General features: G+C 53.1%; 14 protein-coding genes and 2 tRNA genes. 10 read left to right on the forward strand and 6 right to left on the reverse strand.

The window, feature by feature from the left end:
- The first annotated feature begins 48 nt into the window (after window positions 1-48).
- Window positions 49-1,740, forward strand: a complete 1,692-nt coding sequence (locus ABDW13_RS14965; RefSeq protein WP_343553368.1) for a sensor histidine kinase — start codon at window positions 49-51, stop codon at window positions 1,738-1,740.
- Window positions 1,737-2,459: a LytTR family DNA-binding domain-containing protein gene (locus tag ABDW13_RS14970; RefSeq protein ID WP_343553353.1), complete on the forward strand. Its 723-nt coding sequence runs from the start codon at window positions 1,737-1,739 to the stop codon at window positions 2,457-2,459. Before ABDW13_RS14965 ends, ABDW13_RS14970 begins: the two co-directional genes overlap by 4 nt.
- Before the next feature lie 32 nt (window positions 2,460-2,491).
- On the opposite strand, the gene glk is transcribed toward ABDW13_RS14970, so the two are convergent.
- Both glk and ABDW13_RS14980 read right to left on the reverse strand, forming a co-directional pair.
- Complete coding sequence (gene glk, locus ABDW13_RS14975) at window positions 2,492-3,457, reverse strand: glucokinase (RefSeq protein WP_343553354.1); 966 nt, start codon at window positions 3,455-3,457, stop codon at window positions 2,492-2,494.
- A gap of 159 nt (window positions 3,458-3,616) precedes the next feature.
- Window positions 3,617-5,269, reverse strand: coding sequence for a thiamine pyrophosphate-binding protein (locus ABDW13_RS14980; RefSeq protein WP_343553355.1), 1,653 nt, complete (start codon window positions 5,267-5,269; stop codon window positions 3,617-3,619).
- A 214-nt stretch (window positions 5,270-5,483) separates the two neighbouring features.
- On the opposite strand from ABDW13_RS14980, the gene mgrA reads away from it, so the two are divergent.
- A complete protein-coding gene (gene mgrA, locus ABDW13_RS14985) occupies window positions 5,484-6,473 on the forward strand; it encodes an L-glyceraldehyde 3-phosphate reductase (RefSeq protein ID WP_343553356.1) in 990 nt (329 codons plus the stop codon).
- Window positions 6,474-6,632: 159 nt separating this feature from the next.
- Complete coding sequence (locus ABDW13_RS14990; RefSeq protein WP_343553357.1) at window positions 6,633-6,980, forward strand: DUF2502 domain-containing protein; 348 nt, start codon at window positions 6,633-6,635, stop codon at window positions 6,978-6,980.
- 46 nt (window positions 6,981-7,026) lie between these two features.
- On the opposite strand, the gene ABDW13_RS14995 is transcribed toward ABDW13_RS14990, so the two are convergent.
- Complete coding sequence (locus ABDW13_RS14995; RefSeq protein ID WP_343553358.1) at window positions 7,027-8,268, reverse strand: Nramp family divalent metal transporter; 1,242 nt, start codon at window positions 8,266-8,268, stop codon at window positions 7,027-7,029.
- Window positions 8,269-8,637: 369 nt separating this feature from the next.
- Between ABDW13_RS14995 and ABDW13_RS15000 the strand changes: the two genes are divergently transcribed.
- The 4 genes from ABDW13_RS15000 (at window position 8,638) to ABDW13_RS15015 (ending at window position 13,307) form a co-directional block, all read left to right on the forward strand.
- The gene (locus ABDW13_RS15000; RefSeq protein ID WP_343553359.1) at window positions 8,638-9,828 is read left to right on the forward strand and encodes a NupC/NupG family nucleoside CNT transporter; all 1,191 of its coding nucleotides are present in this window, start codon (window positions 8,638-8,640) and stop codon (window positions 9,826-9,828) included.
- 192 nt (window positions 9,829-10,020) lie between these two features.
- On the forward strand, window positions 10,021-11,109 hold the full coding sequence (locus ABDW13_RS15005) for an LLM class flavin-dependent oxidoreductase (RefSeq protein WP_343553360.1): 1,089 nt from the start codon (window positions 10,021-10,023) through the stop codon (window positions 11,107-11,109).
- 4 nt (window positions 11,110-11,113) lie between these two features.
- Window positions 11,114-11,704 (forward strand): cysteine dioxygenase, encoded by a 591-nt coding sequence (locus ABDW13_RS15010; protein WP_343553361.1) that lies wholly within the window; start codon window positions 11,114-11,116, stop codon window positions 11,702-11,704.
- The gene (locus tag ABDW13_RS15015; RefSeq protein WP_343553362.1) at window positions 11,697-13,307 is read left to right on the forward strand and encodes a rhodanese homology domain-containing protein; all 1,611 of its coding nucleotides are present in this window, start codon (window positions 11,697-11,699) and stop codon (window positions 13,305-13,307) included. The genes ABDW13_RS15010 and ABDW13_RS15015 overlap by 8 nt, the downstream gene beginning before the upstream one ends.
- 113 nt (window positions 13,308-13,420) lie before the next feature.
- On the opposite strand, the gene ABDW13_RS15020 is transcribed toward ABDW13_RS15015, so the two are convergent.
- Together ABDW13_RS15020 and ABDW13_RS15025 are read right to left on the reverse strand one after the other, a co-directional pair.
- A tRNA-Ala gene (locus ABDW13_RS15020) sits at window positions 13,421-13,496 on the reverse strand.
- Window positions 13,497-13,543: 47 nt separating this feature from the next.
- Window positions 13,544-13,619: transfer RNA gene (locus ABDW13_RS15025), tRNA-Ala, on the reverse strand.
- A 351-nt stretch (window positions 13,620-13,970) separates the two neighbouring features.
- Here ABDW13_RS15025 and ABDW13_RS15030 point away from each other — a divergent pair.
- Both ABDW13_RS15030 and ABDW13_RS15035 read left to right on the forward strand, forming a co-directional pair.
- Window positions 13,971-14,759: a formate/nitrite transporter family protein gene (locus ABDW13_RS15030; protein WP_343553363.1), complete on the forward strand. Its 789-nt coding sequence runs from the start codon at window positions 13,971-13,973 to the stop codon at window positions 14,757-14,759.
- A 111-nt stretch (window positions 14,760-14,870) separates the two neighbouring features.
- A complete protein-coding gene (locus tag ABDW13_RS15035) occupies window positions 14,871-15,224 on the forward strand; it encodes a YfeC-like transcriptional regulator (protein WP_343553364.1) in 354 nt (117 codons plus the stop codon).
- Between the two features lie 53 nt (window positions 15,225-15,277).
- On the opposite strand, the gene gltX is transcribed toward ABDW13_RS15035, so the two are convergent.
- Window positions 15,278-16,699, reverse strand: a complete 1,422-nt coding sequence (gene gltX, locus ABDW13_RS15040) for a glutamate--tRNA ligase (protein ID WP_343553365.1) — start codon at window positions 16,697-16,699, stop codon at window positions 15,278-15,280.
- Window positions 16,700-17,003 lie beyond the last annotated feature (304 nt).

Below are 17,003 nucleotides of genomic sequence, written 5' to 3' on the forward strand. Positions count from 1 at the left end.
CCGCATTCTTGCTTTGTCCGAGAGCTGCCTTTGCCTTCCCACTTCGACATGCTGCTGGCGGTATTTGACCGCGCAGCGCTGATGCTGATCTGCTTATTCTTCCTCACTCGCACGCGGGTGTTCCGTCAACTGCTGCAAAAAGACGAACATTCGGTGCGTGAAAAAGTGGTGGTGACGGCAATCTTCTCGCTATTCGCGCTGTTCAGCACCTGGTCTGGCATTAATGTCGACGGTTCGCTGCTGAATGTGCGCGTGATTGCGGTGATGTCCGGCGGCATATTGTTTGGCCCGTGGGTCGGGATTGCGACCGGCATCATCGCCGGTTTACATCGCTATCTGATTGATATGGATGGCGTTACAGCGGTGCCTTGTTTGATCACCAGCATTATTGCTGGCATTGCCTCTGGCGTGATTAATCGCCGCATTAGCAAAGAGCAGCGTTGGCGTGCCGGGATTCTCGGCGGCATGCTGTGCGAGAGCCTGACCATGCTGCTGATCGTGCTGTGGGCCAAGCCGATGGCGCTGGGATTAGCGATTGTTGCCGAGATTGCGCTGCCGATGATTCTTGGCGCATCCAGCATCGGTTTGATCGTGCTGCTGGTGCAGAGTGTGGAAGGGGAAAAAGAGGCGATTGCCGCACGTCAGGCCAAGTTGGCATTGGAAATCGCTAACAAAACGCTGCCGCTGTTTCGTCAGGTGGACAGCCAATCGTTGCATAAAGTGTGCGATATCATTCGCACCGACATTCATGCCGATGCGGTTGCCATCACCAATACCAAACAGATTCTGGCCTACGTCGGCTACGGCGAGCAGAACTATCACAACGGCGATGACGCCATTAGCCCAACTACCGCGCAATCGATCTCCAGCGGAAAAATCATCATCAAGAACAATGATGAAGCGCATCGCACCAAAGATATCCACTCAATGTTAGTTATTCCCCTTTGGGAAAAAGGGGAAGTCACCGGCACGCTGAAAATATATTATCGCCGCGCGCATCGCATCACCGGCTCGTTAAAAGAGATGGCGATTGGCCTGTCACAAATCATCTCAACCCAGTTGGAAGTGTCGCGTGCAGAGCAACTGCGAGAGATGGCGAATAAAGCGGAATTGCGCGCGCTGCAAAGCAAAATCAACCCGCATTTCCTGTTCAATGCGCTGAACGCGATCTCCTCTTCGATCCGGCTTAATCCAGATACCGCCCGCCAGTTGGTGATCAACCTTTCGCGCTATCTACGCTACAACCTCGAACTCAACGATGACGAACTTATCGATATCAAGAAAGAGCTGTGGCAGGTGAAAGATTACATTGCGATTGAGCAGGCGCGCTTTGGCGATAAGCTGTCGATGATTTATGACGTCGATGAGGACCTGCATTTCACCTTGCCCAGCTTGCTGATTCAGCCGCTGGTAGAAAACGCCATTGTGCACGGCATTCAGCCTTGTCGCGGCAAAGGCGTGGTGACTTTGAGTGTGAAAGATTTGGGCGATCGGGTGCGCGTAGCGGTGCGTGATACCGGCGACGGCATCAGCGACGATGTGATGAATCGCGTGGCACGCAATGAGATGCCCGGCAATAAGATTGGCCTGTTAAATGTGCATCATCGGGTGAAACTCCTCTCCGGCCACGGATTAACGATTACGCGTCATCATCCCGGTACTGAAATTGCCTTTACCCTGAGCAAGAATGGTCAGCCACTGCCCGCGCCGCTGCGCCCCACCACGGAAACCTCTGCGTGAAAGCCATCATCGTTGAAGACGAATTTCTTGCGCAGCAAGAGTTGAGCTGGATGATTCAGCAACACAGTAAAATCGAAGTAGAAGCCTGCTTTGATGACGGGCTGGAAGTGCTGAAATATCTGCAAACCCATCGCGTTGATGTGATATTCCTCGACATCAACATTCCCTCGCTGGATGGCATGCTGCTGGCGCAAAACATTAACCAATTTGCCCATAAGCCGTTGATTGTGTTTATCACCGCGTGGAAAGAGCATGCGGTAGACGCGTTTGAACTGGATGCATTTGACTACATTCTCAAGCCGTATCACGAATCACGCATTGTCACCATGCTGCGCAAACTGGAAGCCAGCGTGCAGCAACAGTCGCAGCCGCACGCGGCAATTAGCGCACCGCAAACCGTCAATCTGGTGAAAGACGAACGCATCATCGTTACCGATATCAACGAGATTTATTACGTGGAAGCGCATGAAAAGCTGACGTTTGTCTACACGCGGCGCGAAGCTTATGTGATGTCGATGGTGATCAGTGAGTTTTGTAGCCGTTTACCGGAACAACAGTTTTTCCGCTGTCACCGTTCATATTGCGTCAACTTAAGCAAGATCCGTGAAATCGAACCCTGGTTTAACAATACCTATTTATTGAAACTGCGTGATTTGGATGCGCAAGTGCCGGTGAGCCGTAGCAAGGTGAAAGCCTTTCGGCTATTGATGAGATTGTAAGGCGAACGGCGGGCGCCGCTCGCCAGAAAGTATTACAGTTCGCGGCCCAGCACCTGACGCAGATGGGCGCCCGCGCCGAGTAATCCCGGTTGATCGTGCGTGATCATATACACCGGAATATCCACCAGATAATCGCGGAAGCGGCCTTTGTCTTCAAACGCCGCGCGGAAGCCTGACGCTTTAAAGAAATCCAGGAAGCGCGGCACGATACCGCCGGCAATATACACGCCGCCAAAGGTGCCGAGATTCAACGCCAGGTTGCCGCCAAAACGGCCCATAATGACGCAGAACAGCGACAACGCGCGACGGCAATCGATGCAGCTGTCTTTCAGCGCGCGCTCGGTGACATCTTTCGGTTTGAGGTTTTCCGGCTCACGATCGTCGGATTTTACAATAGCGCGATACAAGTTTACTAAGCCCGAACCGGATAACACGCGCTCCGCCGAAACGTGGCCCAGCTCAGCACGCAGCACTTCCAGAATTTCGCCCTCTTCTTCACTGTTCGGTGCGAAATCCACGTGACCGCCTTCGCCCGGCAAGCTGATCCAACGTTTATCGACGTGCACCAAATGACTAACGCCCAAACCGGTGCCAGCGCCATAAATCGCAATCGGCTTGCCTTCAATCGGCGATTTGCCACCAAACTGAATCACTTCTTTTTCGCTCAGCATCGGAATCGCCATCGATACCGCAGTGAAATCGTTGATGATTTCCAGGCTTTCCAGCGCCAGATTTTCCTTCATCGCTTTGGTCGAAAACGCCCAATCATGATTGGTCATCTCCACCCAATCGCCGGTGATCGGACAAGCAATGGCGATGCAGCCATGTTTGATGTCCTGTTTTTGTTCGTCGAGATAATGACGAATCACCGCTTCGAGATTGTCGTAGTCTGATGTTGAGAATGTTTCGGCCTGAGAGATAGCGCCAGTTTCCACCTCACACAATGCGAGACGGGCATTGGTACCGCCCACATCGCCGACCAGGGCGTATGTTGTCATTCTTCTGCTGCTCCGCTTGGGTCATAAACAATTGCAGGACACTATAAAAGCCTGCCAATAAAACAACAACGCCCACCTGACATGATGGGCGCGTCCATTCAAAGATGCTGCACAGCCTACCGATCGCCCGGCGGGCTGCACAGCGGCAACTTTCCGAATTTAACCGCTGTTGCGCTGATGCAAAGCGGCGGTAACCTTACGTAGCAGCGGCGGCAAGTCCTGTTTGTCCATCACCACTTCCACCAGCGACAAACGACGATTACGCATTAATTGCGCCATCACCGCGTCAAGTTGCACCGTTTCACTCACGCGCCAGCTTTGTGCCGCGCAATCTACGCTCATCGCCTGCGGCAGCGCGGTCCAGTTCCACTGCGCGATGTCGTTATAACGCTGCTCTGCGCCGTGAATCGCCCGCTCAACCGTGTAGCCATCGTTATTCAGTAAGAAAATGATGGGCTGCTGACCATCGCGCTGCATCGAGCCCAACTCTTGAATGGTAAGCTGCGCTGAGCCATCGCCGATAATCAGGATCACGCGGCGATCTGGCTGTGCGGTTTGCGCCCCGAAGGTGGCGGGTAAAGTATAGCCAATCGATCCCCACAGCGGTTGCACCAATAATTGCGCATCCTGCGGCAAGCGCAGTGAGGCGGCACCAAATGCCGCGGTGCCTTGATCGGCAAGGATAATATCACCCGGCTGTAAGAAGCGCTGCATTGCTTGCCAGAATGCCTGTTGACTGATTACTGCCGCATCAATGTGCTTACTTTCTTCGCATTCTGGCACCTCAGCCAGTTGCCAGTGGGCGCTGTGACGCTGATAAATCGGCAGCAAAGCTTCCAATGCGTGCTGCATGCTGAGCGGCGCAAACACTTCGCCCGCAACCGTGGCCTGAAACGGTTGCAGATCGATCACGCGCGGTTCGGGCAAATGTTGGGTAAATCCGGCAGTTAGCGTATCGGTAAAGCGCACACCGACGCATAAAGTGACATCGGTATTTTCAATCGCCTGGCGCACCGCCTCGCTGCTGCCTTCTGCGGAGTATGTGCCGACAAAGCCAGGCTGCTGCTCATTCAGCACGCCTTTGCCCATTAATAAGGTGGCGGCAGGAATAGCGCGCCACTGGCGCAGTGCGGCAAGCTGGGATTGCAATTGCCAACGTGAGGCAAGAAAATCGGCCAGCAGCGATACGCGTTGTGCAGGTGCTAATAAACGCTCGGCGGCATCGGCAAAAGCGGCCGCCACTGAACGCTGATGTTCTGGCTGTTGCTCGGCATGATTTGGCATGGCCACCTCTGCCGCCGCCACGTCCACCGCCATCAATAAGTATCCGGGGCGATGTTGTTTAAGCGCTTCGGCAATTACCCGATCAATCTCGGCCACGGCATTTTCTGGCGTTAGCACCGCAGAAGCCACGCTGATTTCCTGCGCCATACGCAAAAAATGGCCGAAATCGCCATCGCCTAATGAATGATGTACGCAATCGCCATTCGCCTGCGCCTGGCTGGCGGGTGCGCCCACGATGTGAATCACCGGCACATATTCGGCGTAGCTACCGGCAATGCCGTTTATCGCGCTCAATTCGCCTACGCCGAAAGTGGTTAACAGCGCGGCGGCACCGTTGCAACGGCCGTAACCATCAGCGGCATAGGCGGCATTCAGTTCATTGGCGCAGCCAACCCAGGCGATATCAGGATGCGCAATCACACTGTCGAGAAATTGCAGGTTGTAGTCGCCTGGCACGCCGAACAAATGATGGATGCCTGCTTGTTGCAAACGGTGGAGTAAATAGTCGCCAACATTAAGGGTTTTCATCGACAGCTCCTTCTCAAGGGGATGTTGAGAAGTATCAGCGATGTGGCTGAATTGGCGAGATTTTCAGCATCGTGGCGCTGCGATTTGTGGCAAGCAATCGTTACGACGACAGATAATTCTGTAAGTTGCGATCTTCGGCCCATTTCACCTTAGTGTAAACGCATACACTGCTATGCTGATGTCACTTTCTCCCCTCTTGAGACAGGAACGCTGCATGACTGCTTTTCCCCATCCTGAACGTTATCAACAGATGCAATATCGTCGCAGTGGCCGAAGCGGCCTCAAATTACCGGCTATTTCGCTGGGTTTGTGGCACAACTTTGGCGACAGCACGCGCGTTGATAATAGCCGTGAATTGTTGCGCCACGCTTTTGATCGCGGCATCACGCATTTCGACCTGGCGAATAATTATGGTCCACCGCCGGGTTCAGCCGAATCCAACTTTGGCCGCATCTTGCGTGAGGATTTCCACGGTCTACGCGATGAACTGGTGATTTCCACTAAAGCCGGTTACACCATGTGGGACGGCCCTTACGGCGATTGGGGTTCGCGCAAGTATCTGATTTCCAGTCTTGATCAAAGTTTGAAGCGTATGGGATTGGAGTACGTGGATATTTTCTATCACCATCGTCCCGACCCCGAAACGCCGCTGGAAGAGACCATGCGCGCGCTCGATCAGGTGGTGCGTCAGGGCAAAGCGTTATACGCGGCGATCTCAAATTATCCGGCGGATAAAGCGGCTGAAGCGATTGCGATTCTGCGCGATCTCGGCACGCCGTGCCTGATTCATCAGCCGCGTTATTCGATGTTTGAGCGCACGCCAGAGCAAGGCTTGCTGGATGTGCTGGGCGATAACGGCGTGGGTTGTATCGCTTTCTCCCCATTGGCGGGCGGCGTGTTGACCGATCGCTATTTGCAGGGCATTCCCGAAGATTCTCGTATCGCCAGCGGCAGCAAGTTCCTCAATGAGAGCCAGCTGACGCAAGAGAAAATGGAAAAAGTGCGCCAGCTACAACAGATTGCGCAGCAGCGCGGCCAGAAACTGGCGCAGATGGCGTTGAGCTGGGTGCTGCGCGATACGCGTGTCACATCGGTGCTGATTGGCGCCAGTAAAACCGCGCAAATTGATGATGCGGTTGAGATGTTGAGCCAGCCAACGCTGAGTCAGGACGAGATTAACGCTATCCATAATATTTTAGTGTAAACGCTTACCCGCCCGGCCTTTGCCGGGCTTTATCTGCAGCAGATAATTCTCATTTCAGAATAACCTCAACGTTTTAGGAGTTTTTCTCAAGGCGCGCTTGGTTCAATATGGCACACTAGCGCAACGGTAGCAGGTATAAGCTACTGAAAAGGAGAAACTATGAAACGTGCCATTTTGTTTGCCGCCTTGCTGGCAACATTATCCCCGTTGGCTATCAGCACAGCACAAGCCGACAGCGCCACCATCAACTTAGGCCCAGGCGTTACGCTGCATCTCGGCGATCGCGATCGCCATGGTAATTACTGGGATGGCGGCCGCTGGCGTGAACCGCGTTGGTGGAACGATCGTTATCGCTACGATGATCATCGCTGGTGGCGTCACGAAGAGTGGAAACGTCATCGCGCCTATGAACGTGAGCGCGAACGCCGCTGGCATGAACGTGAACGACGCGACCATTGGCGTCACGATCATCGCCATGATGATCGCCACGATCACCATCATCATTAAACAAAAAATCCCGGTTAATACCGGGATTTTTCTTTCTGTCGCACCGTTACCAGCCGAGCGCTTCACCGACCAGTAAGTAAAGATTCAACGCAATCACCAACACCACAATCAATCGTCCGGCATTCTGCATCAGCCTCGAGTTGACCATCTCATCGCCCATCAATTCACGATTACCGGTAAACGACAGCAGCGGAATCAACGCCAGCGCGATACCAAAACTCAGCAGCACCTGGCTCATCACCAAAATGCGTGTCGGATCCCAGCCCGCCCAAATCACAATAAAGGAAGGCAACATAGTAATGGTGCGGCGGAACCACAAAGGAATGTGGAAGCGGATAAAGCCCTGCATCACCACCTGACCCGCCAACGTCCCGACCACCGTGGAAGAGAGACCGGCAGCCACCAAGCTCAGGCCGAAAACAATCGCGGCGGCGTGACCGAGCAGCGGTTGCAGCGTCAAATACGCTTGGTCGAGATCGACAATGCTGGAATGGCCGCTGAAATGAAATGCCGCGGCGGCGGTGGCCATCATCGCCAGATTAACAAAGCCGGCGATGGTCATGGCGATGGAAACATCCAGCTTGGTCGAGGAGTAACGCTCCGCTTTGCTGCCGACATTGCCATGCTGCGTCAGCGCTGAGTGCAGATAAATCACGTGCGGCATGATGGTTGCGCCTAGCACACCAGCGGCCAGAAATACCGCGTCAGAAGTGGGCAACGATGGCAACGCCATGCCGATCACCAATTCGCTTACTTTTGGCTGCGAGAAAAACAGCTCAACAATATAGGCTGCGGCAACAAACAGCAGCAGGCCGCCAATCACCAGTTCCAGCGGTTTTTGCCCACGACTTTGCAGCATCAAAATCAGATAAGTGGCGATGCCGGTTAACACCGCGCCTTGCAACAGTGAAATACCGAGCAGCAATTTAAATCCGAGCGCCGCGCCAATGAATTCGGCCAAATCGGTGGCCATGGCGATGATTTCCGCCTGCACCCAATAGAACCACACCGCCGGACGTGGGAAGCGATCGCGTATATGCTCAGCAAGATTTTTGCCGGTGGCAATGCCAAGCTTGGCCGACATTAACTGGATCAACATCGCCATGACGTTAGCCCACACCACCACCCATAGCAGCTTATAGCCGTAGGCAGCGCCGGCCTGAATGTTAGTCGCAAAGTTGCCGGGATCGATGTAGCCAATCGCCGCAATAAAAGCGGGACCCAGCAGCGCGAGTTTGATCTTTCTGGCTCCGCGAGCTGCGCGCTCAGCGGTGCGGCTTTCTAACATAGTTGTACCCTGTCTTAATGCTTGTTGACCCGAGCAGCTTAAGGGGTAAGCAAGGCAAGTGAAATGTGGTTATAGTTATTGTATTAATAGATGGTGCTATGAAGTATAGCCATTGCTATACATTTTGGTAAAGCTTGTTCTCACCAAACGTAGTGGCAATGGAATTGACTCTACTCTTGGCTCATTTTATAGACAATGTTTTTGTGGATACTTCTTGTGAAGAATTTGTAATCGGGTTGTGATGGGTGAGACTTATCTGAGAAATAAGGCGATATCGAATACTTATAATGTGGTTTTGATCTCGTTTTTAAGTAACGCGTTACATAGAATACGCAGCAAAATACAACCCTCCTCAAATTTGGAGCCGATATGTCCCATGTTTTGCAATTTATTTTAGCACTGGTGGTAGTTGCTGCACTGGCCTTACTGGTCAGCAACGATCGTAAAAGCATTCGCATTCGTTATATCGTTCAACTTCTGGTCATTGAGTTGCTGCTGGCATGGTTCTTCCTGAACTCATCCATCGGTCTCGGCTTTGTGCAGGGCTTTGCAGGTTTCTTCGATCATCTGCTCAAATATGCTGCTGAAGGTACCAACTTCGTGTTCGGCAATATGAGTGAAAAAGGCCTGGCGTTCTTCTTCCTCAACGTGCTTTGCCCAATCATCTTCATCTCTGCGTTGATCGGTATTTTGCAGCATTTCCGCATTCTGCCGTGGGTAATCCGCGGTATCGGTACGGTGCTGTCAAAAATCAACGGCATGGGCAAACTGGAATCCTTTAACGCGGTCAGCTCTCTGATTTTGGGACAGTCAGAAAACTTCATCGCCTATAAAGATATCCTTGGCAAAATGTCACAGCGCCGCATGTACACCATGGCAGCAACCGCAATGTCGACGGTTTCCATGTCGATTGTTGGTGCTTACATGACCATGTTGCAGCCAAAATATGTGGTAGCAGCGCTGGTACTGAACATGTTCAGCACCTTTATTGTACTGTCGCTGATTAACCCGTATCGCGTTGATAGCGAAGAAGATCTGCAATTGCAGGATTTGCATAAAGGTCAAAGCTTCTTTGAAATGCTGGGTGAATACATCCTTGCCGGTTTCAAAGTGGCGATGATTGTTGCCGCGATGCTGATTGGTTTTATCGCGTTGATTACCGGTCTGAACGCGCTGTTCGACATGATTTTCGGCATCAGCTTCCAGGGCGTGTTGGGTTACGTATTCTATCCATTCGCTTGGGTGATGGGCGTGCCGGCGCATGAAGCGCTGCAAGTGGGCAGCATCATGGCAACCAAACTGGTTTCTAACGAATTTGTCGCCATGATGGATTTGCAGAAAATCGCGGGTCAGTTGACGCCAACTTCGGAAGGCATTCTTTCGGTGTTCCTGGTCTCCTTTGCTAACTTCTCCTCTATCGGAATCGTGGCAGGTGCGATTAAAGGTCTGCACGAAGAACAAGGCAATGTGGTTTCACGCTTCGGCTTGAAACTGCTGTACGGCTCAACGTTGGTGAGCGTGCTTTCGGCCGCCATCGCCGGTCTGGTGTTGGCCTTCTGATCGACAGGGCGAGCTGCGGCTCGCCCTTCTCTTCTTAATTATTTCTATCCGTTCTATCCTGGTTTTATCCTCTCTTCTTCCCGCCAGTCGCTGCTTCACCGTTAATCGCAAAACCTTTGCACAATATTGAATTTCCGTTCATAGCGCCTACGCCCGTAGTTTTTCTCCAAGACATCACATCAGGAGAACCGCATGAGCATTCAATTCCTTGGCATGATTGGCCACCGCCTCGCCTCAGAAATCATCCCGGCCAGCGGCCCGCTGTTCGATAAAGATTACATCGCACGTTTTGCCCGCGCGCATGAAGCCGCCGGTTTTGATCGTATTTTGGTTGGCTATTGGTCGGATCAACCGGACGGATTTTTAGTCACCGCGCACGCCGCCGCGCAAACTTCGACGCTGAAGTTTTTGTTGGCGCATCGTCCGGGTTTTGTCTCGCCTACGCTGGCGGCACGCAAATTGGCCTCGCTGGATCACCTTACCGACGGGCGCTTAGCAGTGCACATCATCAGCGGCGGCAGCGATGCCGAGCAGCGTCGTGATGGCGATTTCCTCAATAAAGCCGAACGTTATGCGCGTAGCGATGAATTCCTGACGGTGTTAAAGCAGAGTCTGGAATCGTCGCAGCCATATGATCATCAAGGTCAGTTTTATCAAGCCGAGCAGGCGTTCTCGGCGATCAAACCGCTGCAGAAGAAATTGCCGGTCTACTTTGGCGGATCGTCACAGGAAGCGATTGATGTCGCCGCGCGCCATGCCGATGTGTTTGCGTTGTGGGGAGAACCGTTGAAAGGCGCAGCAGAGACGGTGCGCACCGTGCGCGCGGCCGCCGCGCAACAAGGTAGGGAGATCAACTTCAACATCTCATTCCGCCCGATTCTCGGCAAAACCGAAAAAGAAGCGTGGGAACGCGCCGAACATATTCGCGCTACCGCTGAGAAACAGCTTAACGAAAGCGGTTTTGCCTTTGGCAAAGCCAAGCCACAAAGCGTTGGCGCACAACGTTTGCTGGCCGCAGCCAATGAAGGCGATCGCCTCGACAAAGTTCTGTGGACCGGCGTCGCAAAACTGGTGCAAGGCGGCTACAACTCCACTGCGCTGGTTGGCACGCCTGAACAGGTTTCGGACGCGCTGCTGGAATATTATCGCCTCGGCATTCACAGCGTGCTGATTCGCGGCTTCGATCCGCTCAACGATGCGGTGGAATATGGTCGTGAATTGATTCCGCTGACGCGTGAGAAAGTGGCGGCGTTGTCCGATGCTGAAAAACGGAGCGCCTGAAATCATGAGCCAATATCAGCATCATCGCCTGCGTGATTTCGTCGCCAATTTAGCCGGTTTGCTTGATACCAAGCCGGACGAAGCCACGATTTTGCAACATGGCAGTGAATGGCTTGGCGAGTTGATCCGCCATGACGATTGGCTGGATGAAGCCTTTACTCAACCGCATGCCGAGCACTACCAACAATATCTGCTGCACGCCGATGCGCAACAGCGCTTTTCCGTGGTGAGTTTTGTTTGGGGGCCAGGCCAGCAAACGCCGATTCATGATCATCGCGTGTGGGGATTGATTGGCATGCTGCGCGGCGCCGAAATATCACAATCATGGCAGCTCGGCCCCAATGGCTTACAGCCGCAAGGCGCGCCGGTGCGACTCGATCCCGGCAGTGTAGAGGCGGTATCGCCCACGGTGGGCGATATTCATCGCGTCAGCAACGCATTCAACGATCGCGTCTCGATTAGCATCCACGTGTATGGCGCCAATATTGGCGCGGTCAAACGCGCGGTGTATCGCGAAGACGGCAGCGAAAAAGTTTTTATTTCCGGTTACAGCAACCGCTACTTACCGAATATTTGGGATCTTTCACATGACTAAACCGGTTTTCCCTTTGCGCCAGGCGGCGGACATCATTGCGGCTCTACGCCAGCAGCAGGAAGTGGCAATTGTCGATGTGCGCGATGAAGCGCTTTTTGCCACCGCGCATCCGCTGTTCGCGGTGAATATTCCGCTATCAAAACTAGAGCTTGAGTTGCTGGATCGCATTCCACAACGCGCGACTGCTATCACGTTGTACGACAACGGCGAAGGCCTGGCGCAAACGGCGGCCGAACGCATTGCCGCGCTGGGATACAGCAATGTCGCACTGTTGGCCGATGATCTGGCCGGATGGCAAGCGGCAAGCGGCGAGTTGTTTATTGACGTTAACTCACCGAGTAAAGCGTTCGGCGAACTGGTGGAGCACCACAATCGCACGCCATCGCTGTCCGCAGATGAAGTGCATCAGCTGATCAACAGCGATGCCAATGTCGTGGTGCTGGATGCGCGTCGCTTCGACGAGTATCAAACCATGAGCATTCCCGGAGCCACCAGCGTGCCCGGTGGCGAGTTGGTGCTGCGCGTGCGCGATCTCGCGCCTTCGCCCGAAACCACAGTGATTGTTAACTGCGCGGGTCGCACGCGCAGCATTATTGGCACGCAATCGCTGGTTAATGCCGGGATCCGCAATCCGGTATTCGCGCTGCGCAACGGCACCATTGGTTGGACGCTGGCGGGACATGCGCTGGATAAAGGCCAGCAACGCCGTTATGGCGCAAGCAGCGAAACCGCGCAGCGTCAGGCCGCCAACAATGCACGCAACATTGCCGATCGCGCAGGTGTGGAGCGCATCCCGCTGGCAACGTTAAAACGCTGGCAGCAAGAAAATCGCACCACCTATCTGTTTGATGTGCGCGATGTTGAAGAGTACGCGGCGGGACATCTGCCGGGAAGCCGCCATGTGCCCGGCGGTCAATTGGTGCAGGAAACCGATCATTACGCCAGCGTGCGCGGTGCGCGCATTGTGTTGATTGATAATGACGGCGTACGCGCCAATATGACCGCATCCTGGCTGGCGCAATTGGGTTGGCAGGTTGCGGTTTTAGATGAATTGCAGAGCAGTGATTTCAGCGCAACCGGCAACTGGAAAGCGCAGGTGCCAGCGGTAGCAGCTCCTGAATTGGTGTCACCACAGCAGTTGATAACATGGCTGGAAGAAGGCCAAACCCAGGTACTGGATTTCACCACACGCGCCAATCATCTTAACAGCCACATTCCCGGCGCGGCCTGGCTGCTGCGATCCACGCTGCAACAGCAAGGTAAAAAGCTGCTGCCAGAGGCACGTCGCTATGTTTTAACCTGCGGCAGCAGCTTGTTGGCCGGTTATGCAGTGGAGCAAGTCGCAGCGTTAACCGGCAAACCGGTATTTGTGCTGGAAGGCGGTAATGCCGCGTGGCGTGCAGCCGGATTGCCAACCGAACAAGGCGAGCAGCAGCTATTGTCACCGCCGATTGATCGCTATCGCCGTCCGTATGAAGGCACCGATATCGAACCTGGCGTGATGCAGGCTTATCTTGATTGGGAATACGGTTTGGTGGCACAGCTGGATCGCGATGGCACGCATGGTTTCCGCGTGTTGCAGTTGCAGGCGGTAAATGCCTGACCATAGAAAGGGGTCGTCAGCAATGGCGGCCATAGCAACGAAAAAGCGCTAAATGCACTGCATGAGTTTGTGGTGTTTTTATTGATTTTTGGTGTTCAGAACGAACAAAGATTTGGTGGAGATAAGCGGGATCGAACCGCTGACCTCTTGCATGCCATGCAAGCGCTCTCCCAGCTGAGCTATACCCCCACATCTGGAAATAATTTTTCGGTCAAACCCTTGGGAAGGGGTTTGTTTGGTGGAGATAAGCGGGATCGAACCGCTGACCTCTTGCATGCCATGCAAGCGCTCTCCCAGCTGAGCTATACCCCCGAACCGAAAAACTGCCGAGTAAACTCGACGGACGGCATAATATGAAACCGCCTCTTGAGTGTCAACGTCAAATTCTCGTTCTGTGTTCGATCGCTGAAAAAGGCGGCAACCCCGCGCCAGCATGGCTTTTTTTCAGCGTATCCCTTGCGGCTATCGCCATTTAACGGCGATTTGTTACTCGCTTACCACTAAACCAACGTTAACTACTGGTTAAAGATGTTAGGATTATTCTTGTTTTCGTTAATGGTGCGTGTAAAACTTAGCGCGCTAATTAACCGGTCCACCTTCCAGGGTTTTATCTCTTAGACCGGCCAGCAAATACCTCCTTGTTTAATAAAAGAAAAGTGAACTATGTCGCTGCATACACCTAAAGAGATCGCTCAACTGGCGATTCAAGCTGGCGTGGCTAAAAGCCGTCTGCCTGTTTCCACCTTATTAATTCTTGGCTTTATGGCGGGTGCATTTATTGCCACCGGCTTCCTGCTCGATCTGCATGTCATCAACCAATTGCCGCCAGAATGGGGTTCATTCGGCGTGCTGCTCGGCGCTGCGGTGTTCCCGGTCGGTTTGATCATGACGGTGCTGGCCGGCGGTGAGCTGCTGACCGGCAACATGATGACCATGCCAATTGCCTGGTTCGCGCGTCGTATTAGCGGCTTCAGCGTGCTGCGTAACTGGTTTTGGGTCACCATCGCCAACTTTATTGGTAGCGTGGCTGTTGCCTGGTTCTTTGGCCACATGCTGGGCATGACCGAAGGCGATTACTTAAAGAAAACCGTGGCGATTGCCCATGCCAAAGTGAATGCTGATTTCCTGCATGCCTTTATTTCTGGCATCGGTTGTAACTGGCTGGTGTGTTTAGCAGTGTGGCTGGCGTTTGCCAGTAAAGATGTGGTGGGCAAAATCTTTGGCATGTGGTTCCCAGTGATGGCGTTTGTCGCGATCGGTTTCCAGCACGTCATCGCTAACATGTTTATCGTTCCAGCCGCCATTTTTGCCGGACAGATGACCTGGGCTGATTTTGCGCCAAACGTCGTTGCCGTGTTCCTCGGCAACGGCGTGGGTGGAGCCATCTTTGTTGGTCTCACCTATTTCATCGCCTTCCGTCCAGAACAATCCGCAGTTAGCGAAGCGCAATAACGAAATTTTGCCTTTTGTTTCACAGCAAAAGGCATTTTCTGTTCAGGTTACTTCTCCCCGTTACGTTTTGTTGTAATATGTACAGCTAATGTATTTAACAGGGACAGCATCGTGAAAAAGGAATGGCTAACCCCCGAGGAGCTCGCGCTGGAAACGGGCTACAGTCGGCAAACGGTGAATAAGTGGATTAAGCGTGAAAACTGGACAACCACGCCAAAACCCGGTGTTCAGGGCGGTAAAGCGCGATTGATCCACATTGATGAACGCGTAAAAAGCTTTGTTCAATCCACCCGCCACGCGAACGAACCGGCGGCTAATTACGGTGCACAACAAAATACGTTACCTGCGTTATTAATAAATTCTGTCCAGCAAATGACAACGGCGGAGCAAGAGCAATTTGCCGCGTTGTTATTGCGTGAGGGAATTCGCGGCGTATTGGAACGTCTGGGGATTCAGGAAGAATAAAAAAAGCCGGAAGCATGTGCTTCCGGCTTTTTTATCGAACTTAGCCCATCACATTATGCGTTGGCTTCGCGCTCGGCAATAAAGGCCAACGCTTTCTCGATACGCGCCACGCTGCGACTGCGCCCAATCGCTTCAACCGTCACGTCCAAGGCTGGCGATTGACCCGCACCGGTTACCGCCACACGTAATGGCATACCGACTTTGCCCATGCCCAGTTCCAGCTCATCGGCTGCGGCCTGAATGGCGTTATGCACATTCTCCGCGTTCCAGTCGCTATCGCTGATTGCTGCCAGTTTATCGCGCACCACTTCCAGCGGCTGACGCGCAACAGGACGCAGATGCTTCTTGGCTGCATCGGCATCAAAGGCTTCAAACTCTTCATAAAAGTAACGGCAAGAAGCAGCGATTTCGACCAGCGTTTTGCAACGCTCGCCCAGCAGTGTCACCAACTTGGCCAGCTCTGGGCCAGTGCGGGTGTCGATCTTCTGTTGTTCAATGTGCCATTGCAGCTGCGTCGCCACATATTCCGGTGGCAGCGTATTAATGTAGTGATGGTTCAACCACTGCAACTTTTCAGTGTTGAATGCGCTGGCGGATTTGCTGACCGCATCCAGGGTAAACAGCTCAGCCATCTCTGGCACGCTGAAAATTTCCTGATCGCCGTGAGACCAACCCAGACGCACCAAATAGTTCAGCAATGCTTCCGGCAGATAACCGTCATCACGGTATTGCATCACGCCGACTGCACCATGACGTTTAGACAGTTTTTTGCTGTCATCGCCAAGGATCATAGAAACGTGCGCGTAAGTCGGCACTTCAGCACCGATGGCTTTCAGGATGTTGATCTGGCGCGGCGTGTTGTTGATATGGTCTTCGCCACGAATGACGTGAGTGATGCCCATATCCCAATCGTCGACCACTACACAGAAGTTGTAGGTTGGCGAACCGTCGGTACGGCGAATGATCAGGTCATCCAGTTCCAGGTTGCTGAATTCAATCGGACCACGAATCTGGTCGTCAAAAATCACCGAACCTTCTTGCGGGTTGCGGAAACGCACCACGCACGGCTCATCAGCCGCATGATGTTCATGGCTGTCGCGGCAACGTCCGTCGTAACGCGGCTTCTCGCCCTTCTCCATCTGCTCTTCACGCAGCGCATCTAAACGCTCTTTGCTGCAATAGCATTTATATGCTGTGCCCGCTTCCAGCATCTCGTCGATGACCGCGTTATAGCGATCAAAACGTTTAGTCTGGTAATACGGGCCTTCATCCCAGTTCAGGCTCAGCCAGTTCATGCCATCCATAATGGCTTCGATGGCTTCCGGGGTGGAACGCTCCAGATCGGTATCTTCAATGCGCAGTACAAATTCGCCCTTGTTGTGACGAGCATAAAGCCACGAGTAAAGAGCAGTACGAGCACCGCCCACGTGCAGGTAGCCCGTTGGGCTGGGTGCGAAGCGAGTTTTGATTTTCATTCAGCATTGCCTTAAATGCGCAGATTTCATTGTCTGGATGACAAAAAAATGGGTTAACGCGAAAAAACAGTGCGCATATTCTAGCAGGTGAGGATGATTCCTCAATGATTGTCGCGTCGGCTGTGCTGTTTGTAGTGTGCTTTTCTGCTAATAAAACCAGCACATTGGCTAAAACCGCCCCACGATGATTATTTTTAAAGCGAACGCACATTTAAGTTTTAAAAACCGTTGACTCACTTTGAAGGATCCCTATAATGCGACTCCACACAGCGGGGGTGATTAGCTCAGTTGGTAGAGCATCTCC

The sequence above is a fragment of the Pantoea sp. genome (genome assembly GCF_039594315.1).
Taxonomy (GTDB): domain Bacteria; phylum Pseudomonadota; class Gammaproteobacteria; order Enterobacterales; family Enterobacteriaceae; genus Pantoea.

What these genes read in the sequence shown, in the direction of transcription:
- ABDW13_RS15010 (WP_343553361.1), top strand. Translation starts at nt 11,114, where the DNA reads ATGAGCCAATATCAGCATCATCGCCTGCGTGATTTCGTCGCCAATTTA.
- ABDW13_RS14980 (WP_343553355.1), bottom strand. Translation starts at nt 5,269, where the DNA reads ATGAAAACCCTTAATGTTGGCGACTATTTACTCCACCGTTTGCAACAA.
- glk (WP_343553354.1), bottom strand. Translation starts at nt 3,457, where the DNA reads ATGACAACATACGCCCTGGTCGGCGATGTGGGCGGTACCAATGCCCGT.
- ABDW13_RS15030 (WP_343553363.1), top strand. Translation starts at nt 13,971, where the DNA reads ATGTCGCTGCATACACCTAAAGAGATCGCTCAACTGGCGATTCAAGCT.
- ABDW13_RS14995 (WP_343553358.1), bottom strand. Translation starts at nt 8,268, where the DNA reads ATGTTAGAAAGCCGCACCGCTGAGCGCGCAGCTCGCGGAGCCAGAAAG.
- ABDW13_RS15015 (WP_343553362.1), top strand. Translation starts at nt 11,697, where the DNA reads ATGACTAAACCGGTTTTCCCTTTGCGCCAGGCGGCGGACATCATTGCG.
- gltX (WP_343553365.1), bottom strand. Translation starts at nt 16,699, where the DNA reads ATGAAAATCAAAACTCGCTTCGCACCCAGCCCAACGGGCTACCTGCAC.
- mgrA (WP_343553356.1), top strand. Translation starts at nt 5,484, where the DNA reads ATGACTGCTTTTCCCCATCCTGAACGTTATCAACAGATGCAATATCGT.
- ABDW13_RS14965 (WP_343553368.1), top strand. Translation starts at nt 49, where the DNA reads ATGCTGCTGGCGGTATTTGACCGCGCAGCGCTGATGCTGATCTGCTTA.
- ABDW13_RS15000 (WP_343553359.1), top strand. Translation starts at nt 8,638, where the DNA reads ATGTCCCATGTTTTGCAATTTATTTTAGCACTGGTGGTAGTTGCTGCA.
- ABDW13_RS15005 (WP_343553360.1), top strand. Translation starts at nt 10,021, where the DNA reads ATGAGCATTCAATTCCTTGGCATGATTGGCCACCGCCTCGCCTCAGAA.
- ABDW13_RS14990 (WP_343553357.1), top strand. Translation starts at nt 6,633, where the DNA reads ATGAAACGTGCCATTTTGTTTGCCGCCTTGCTGGCAACATTATCCCCG.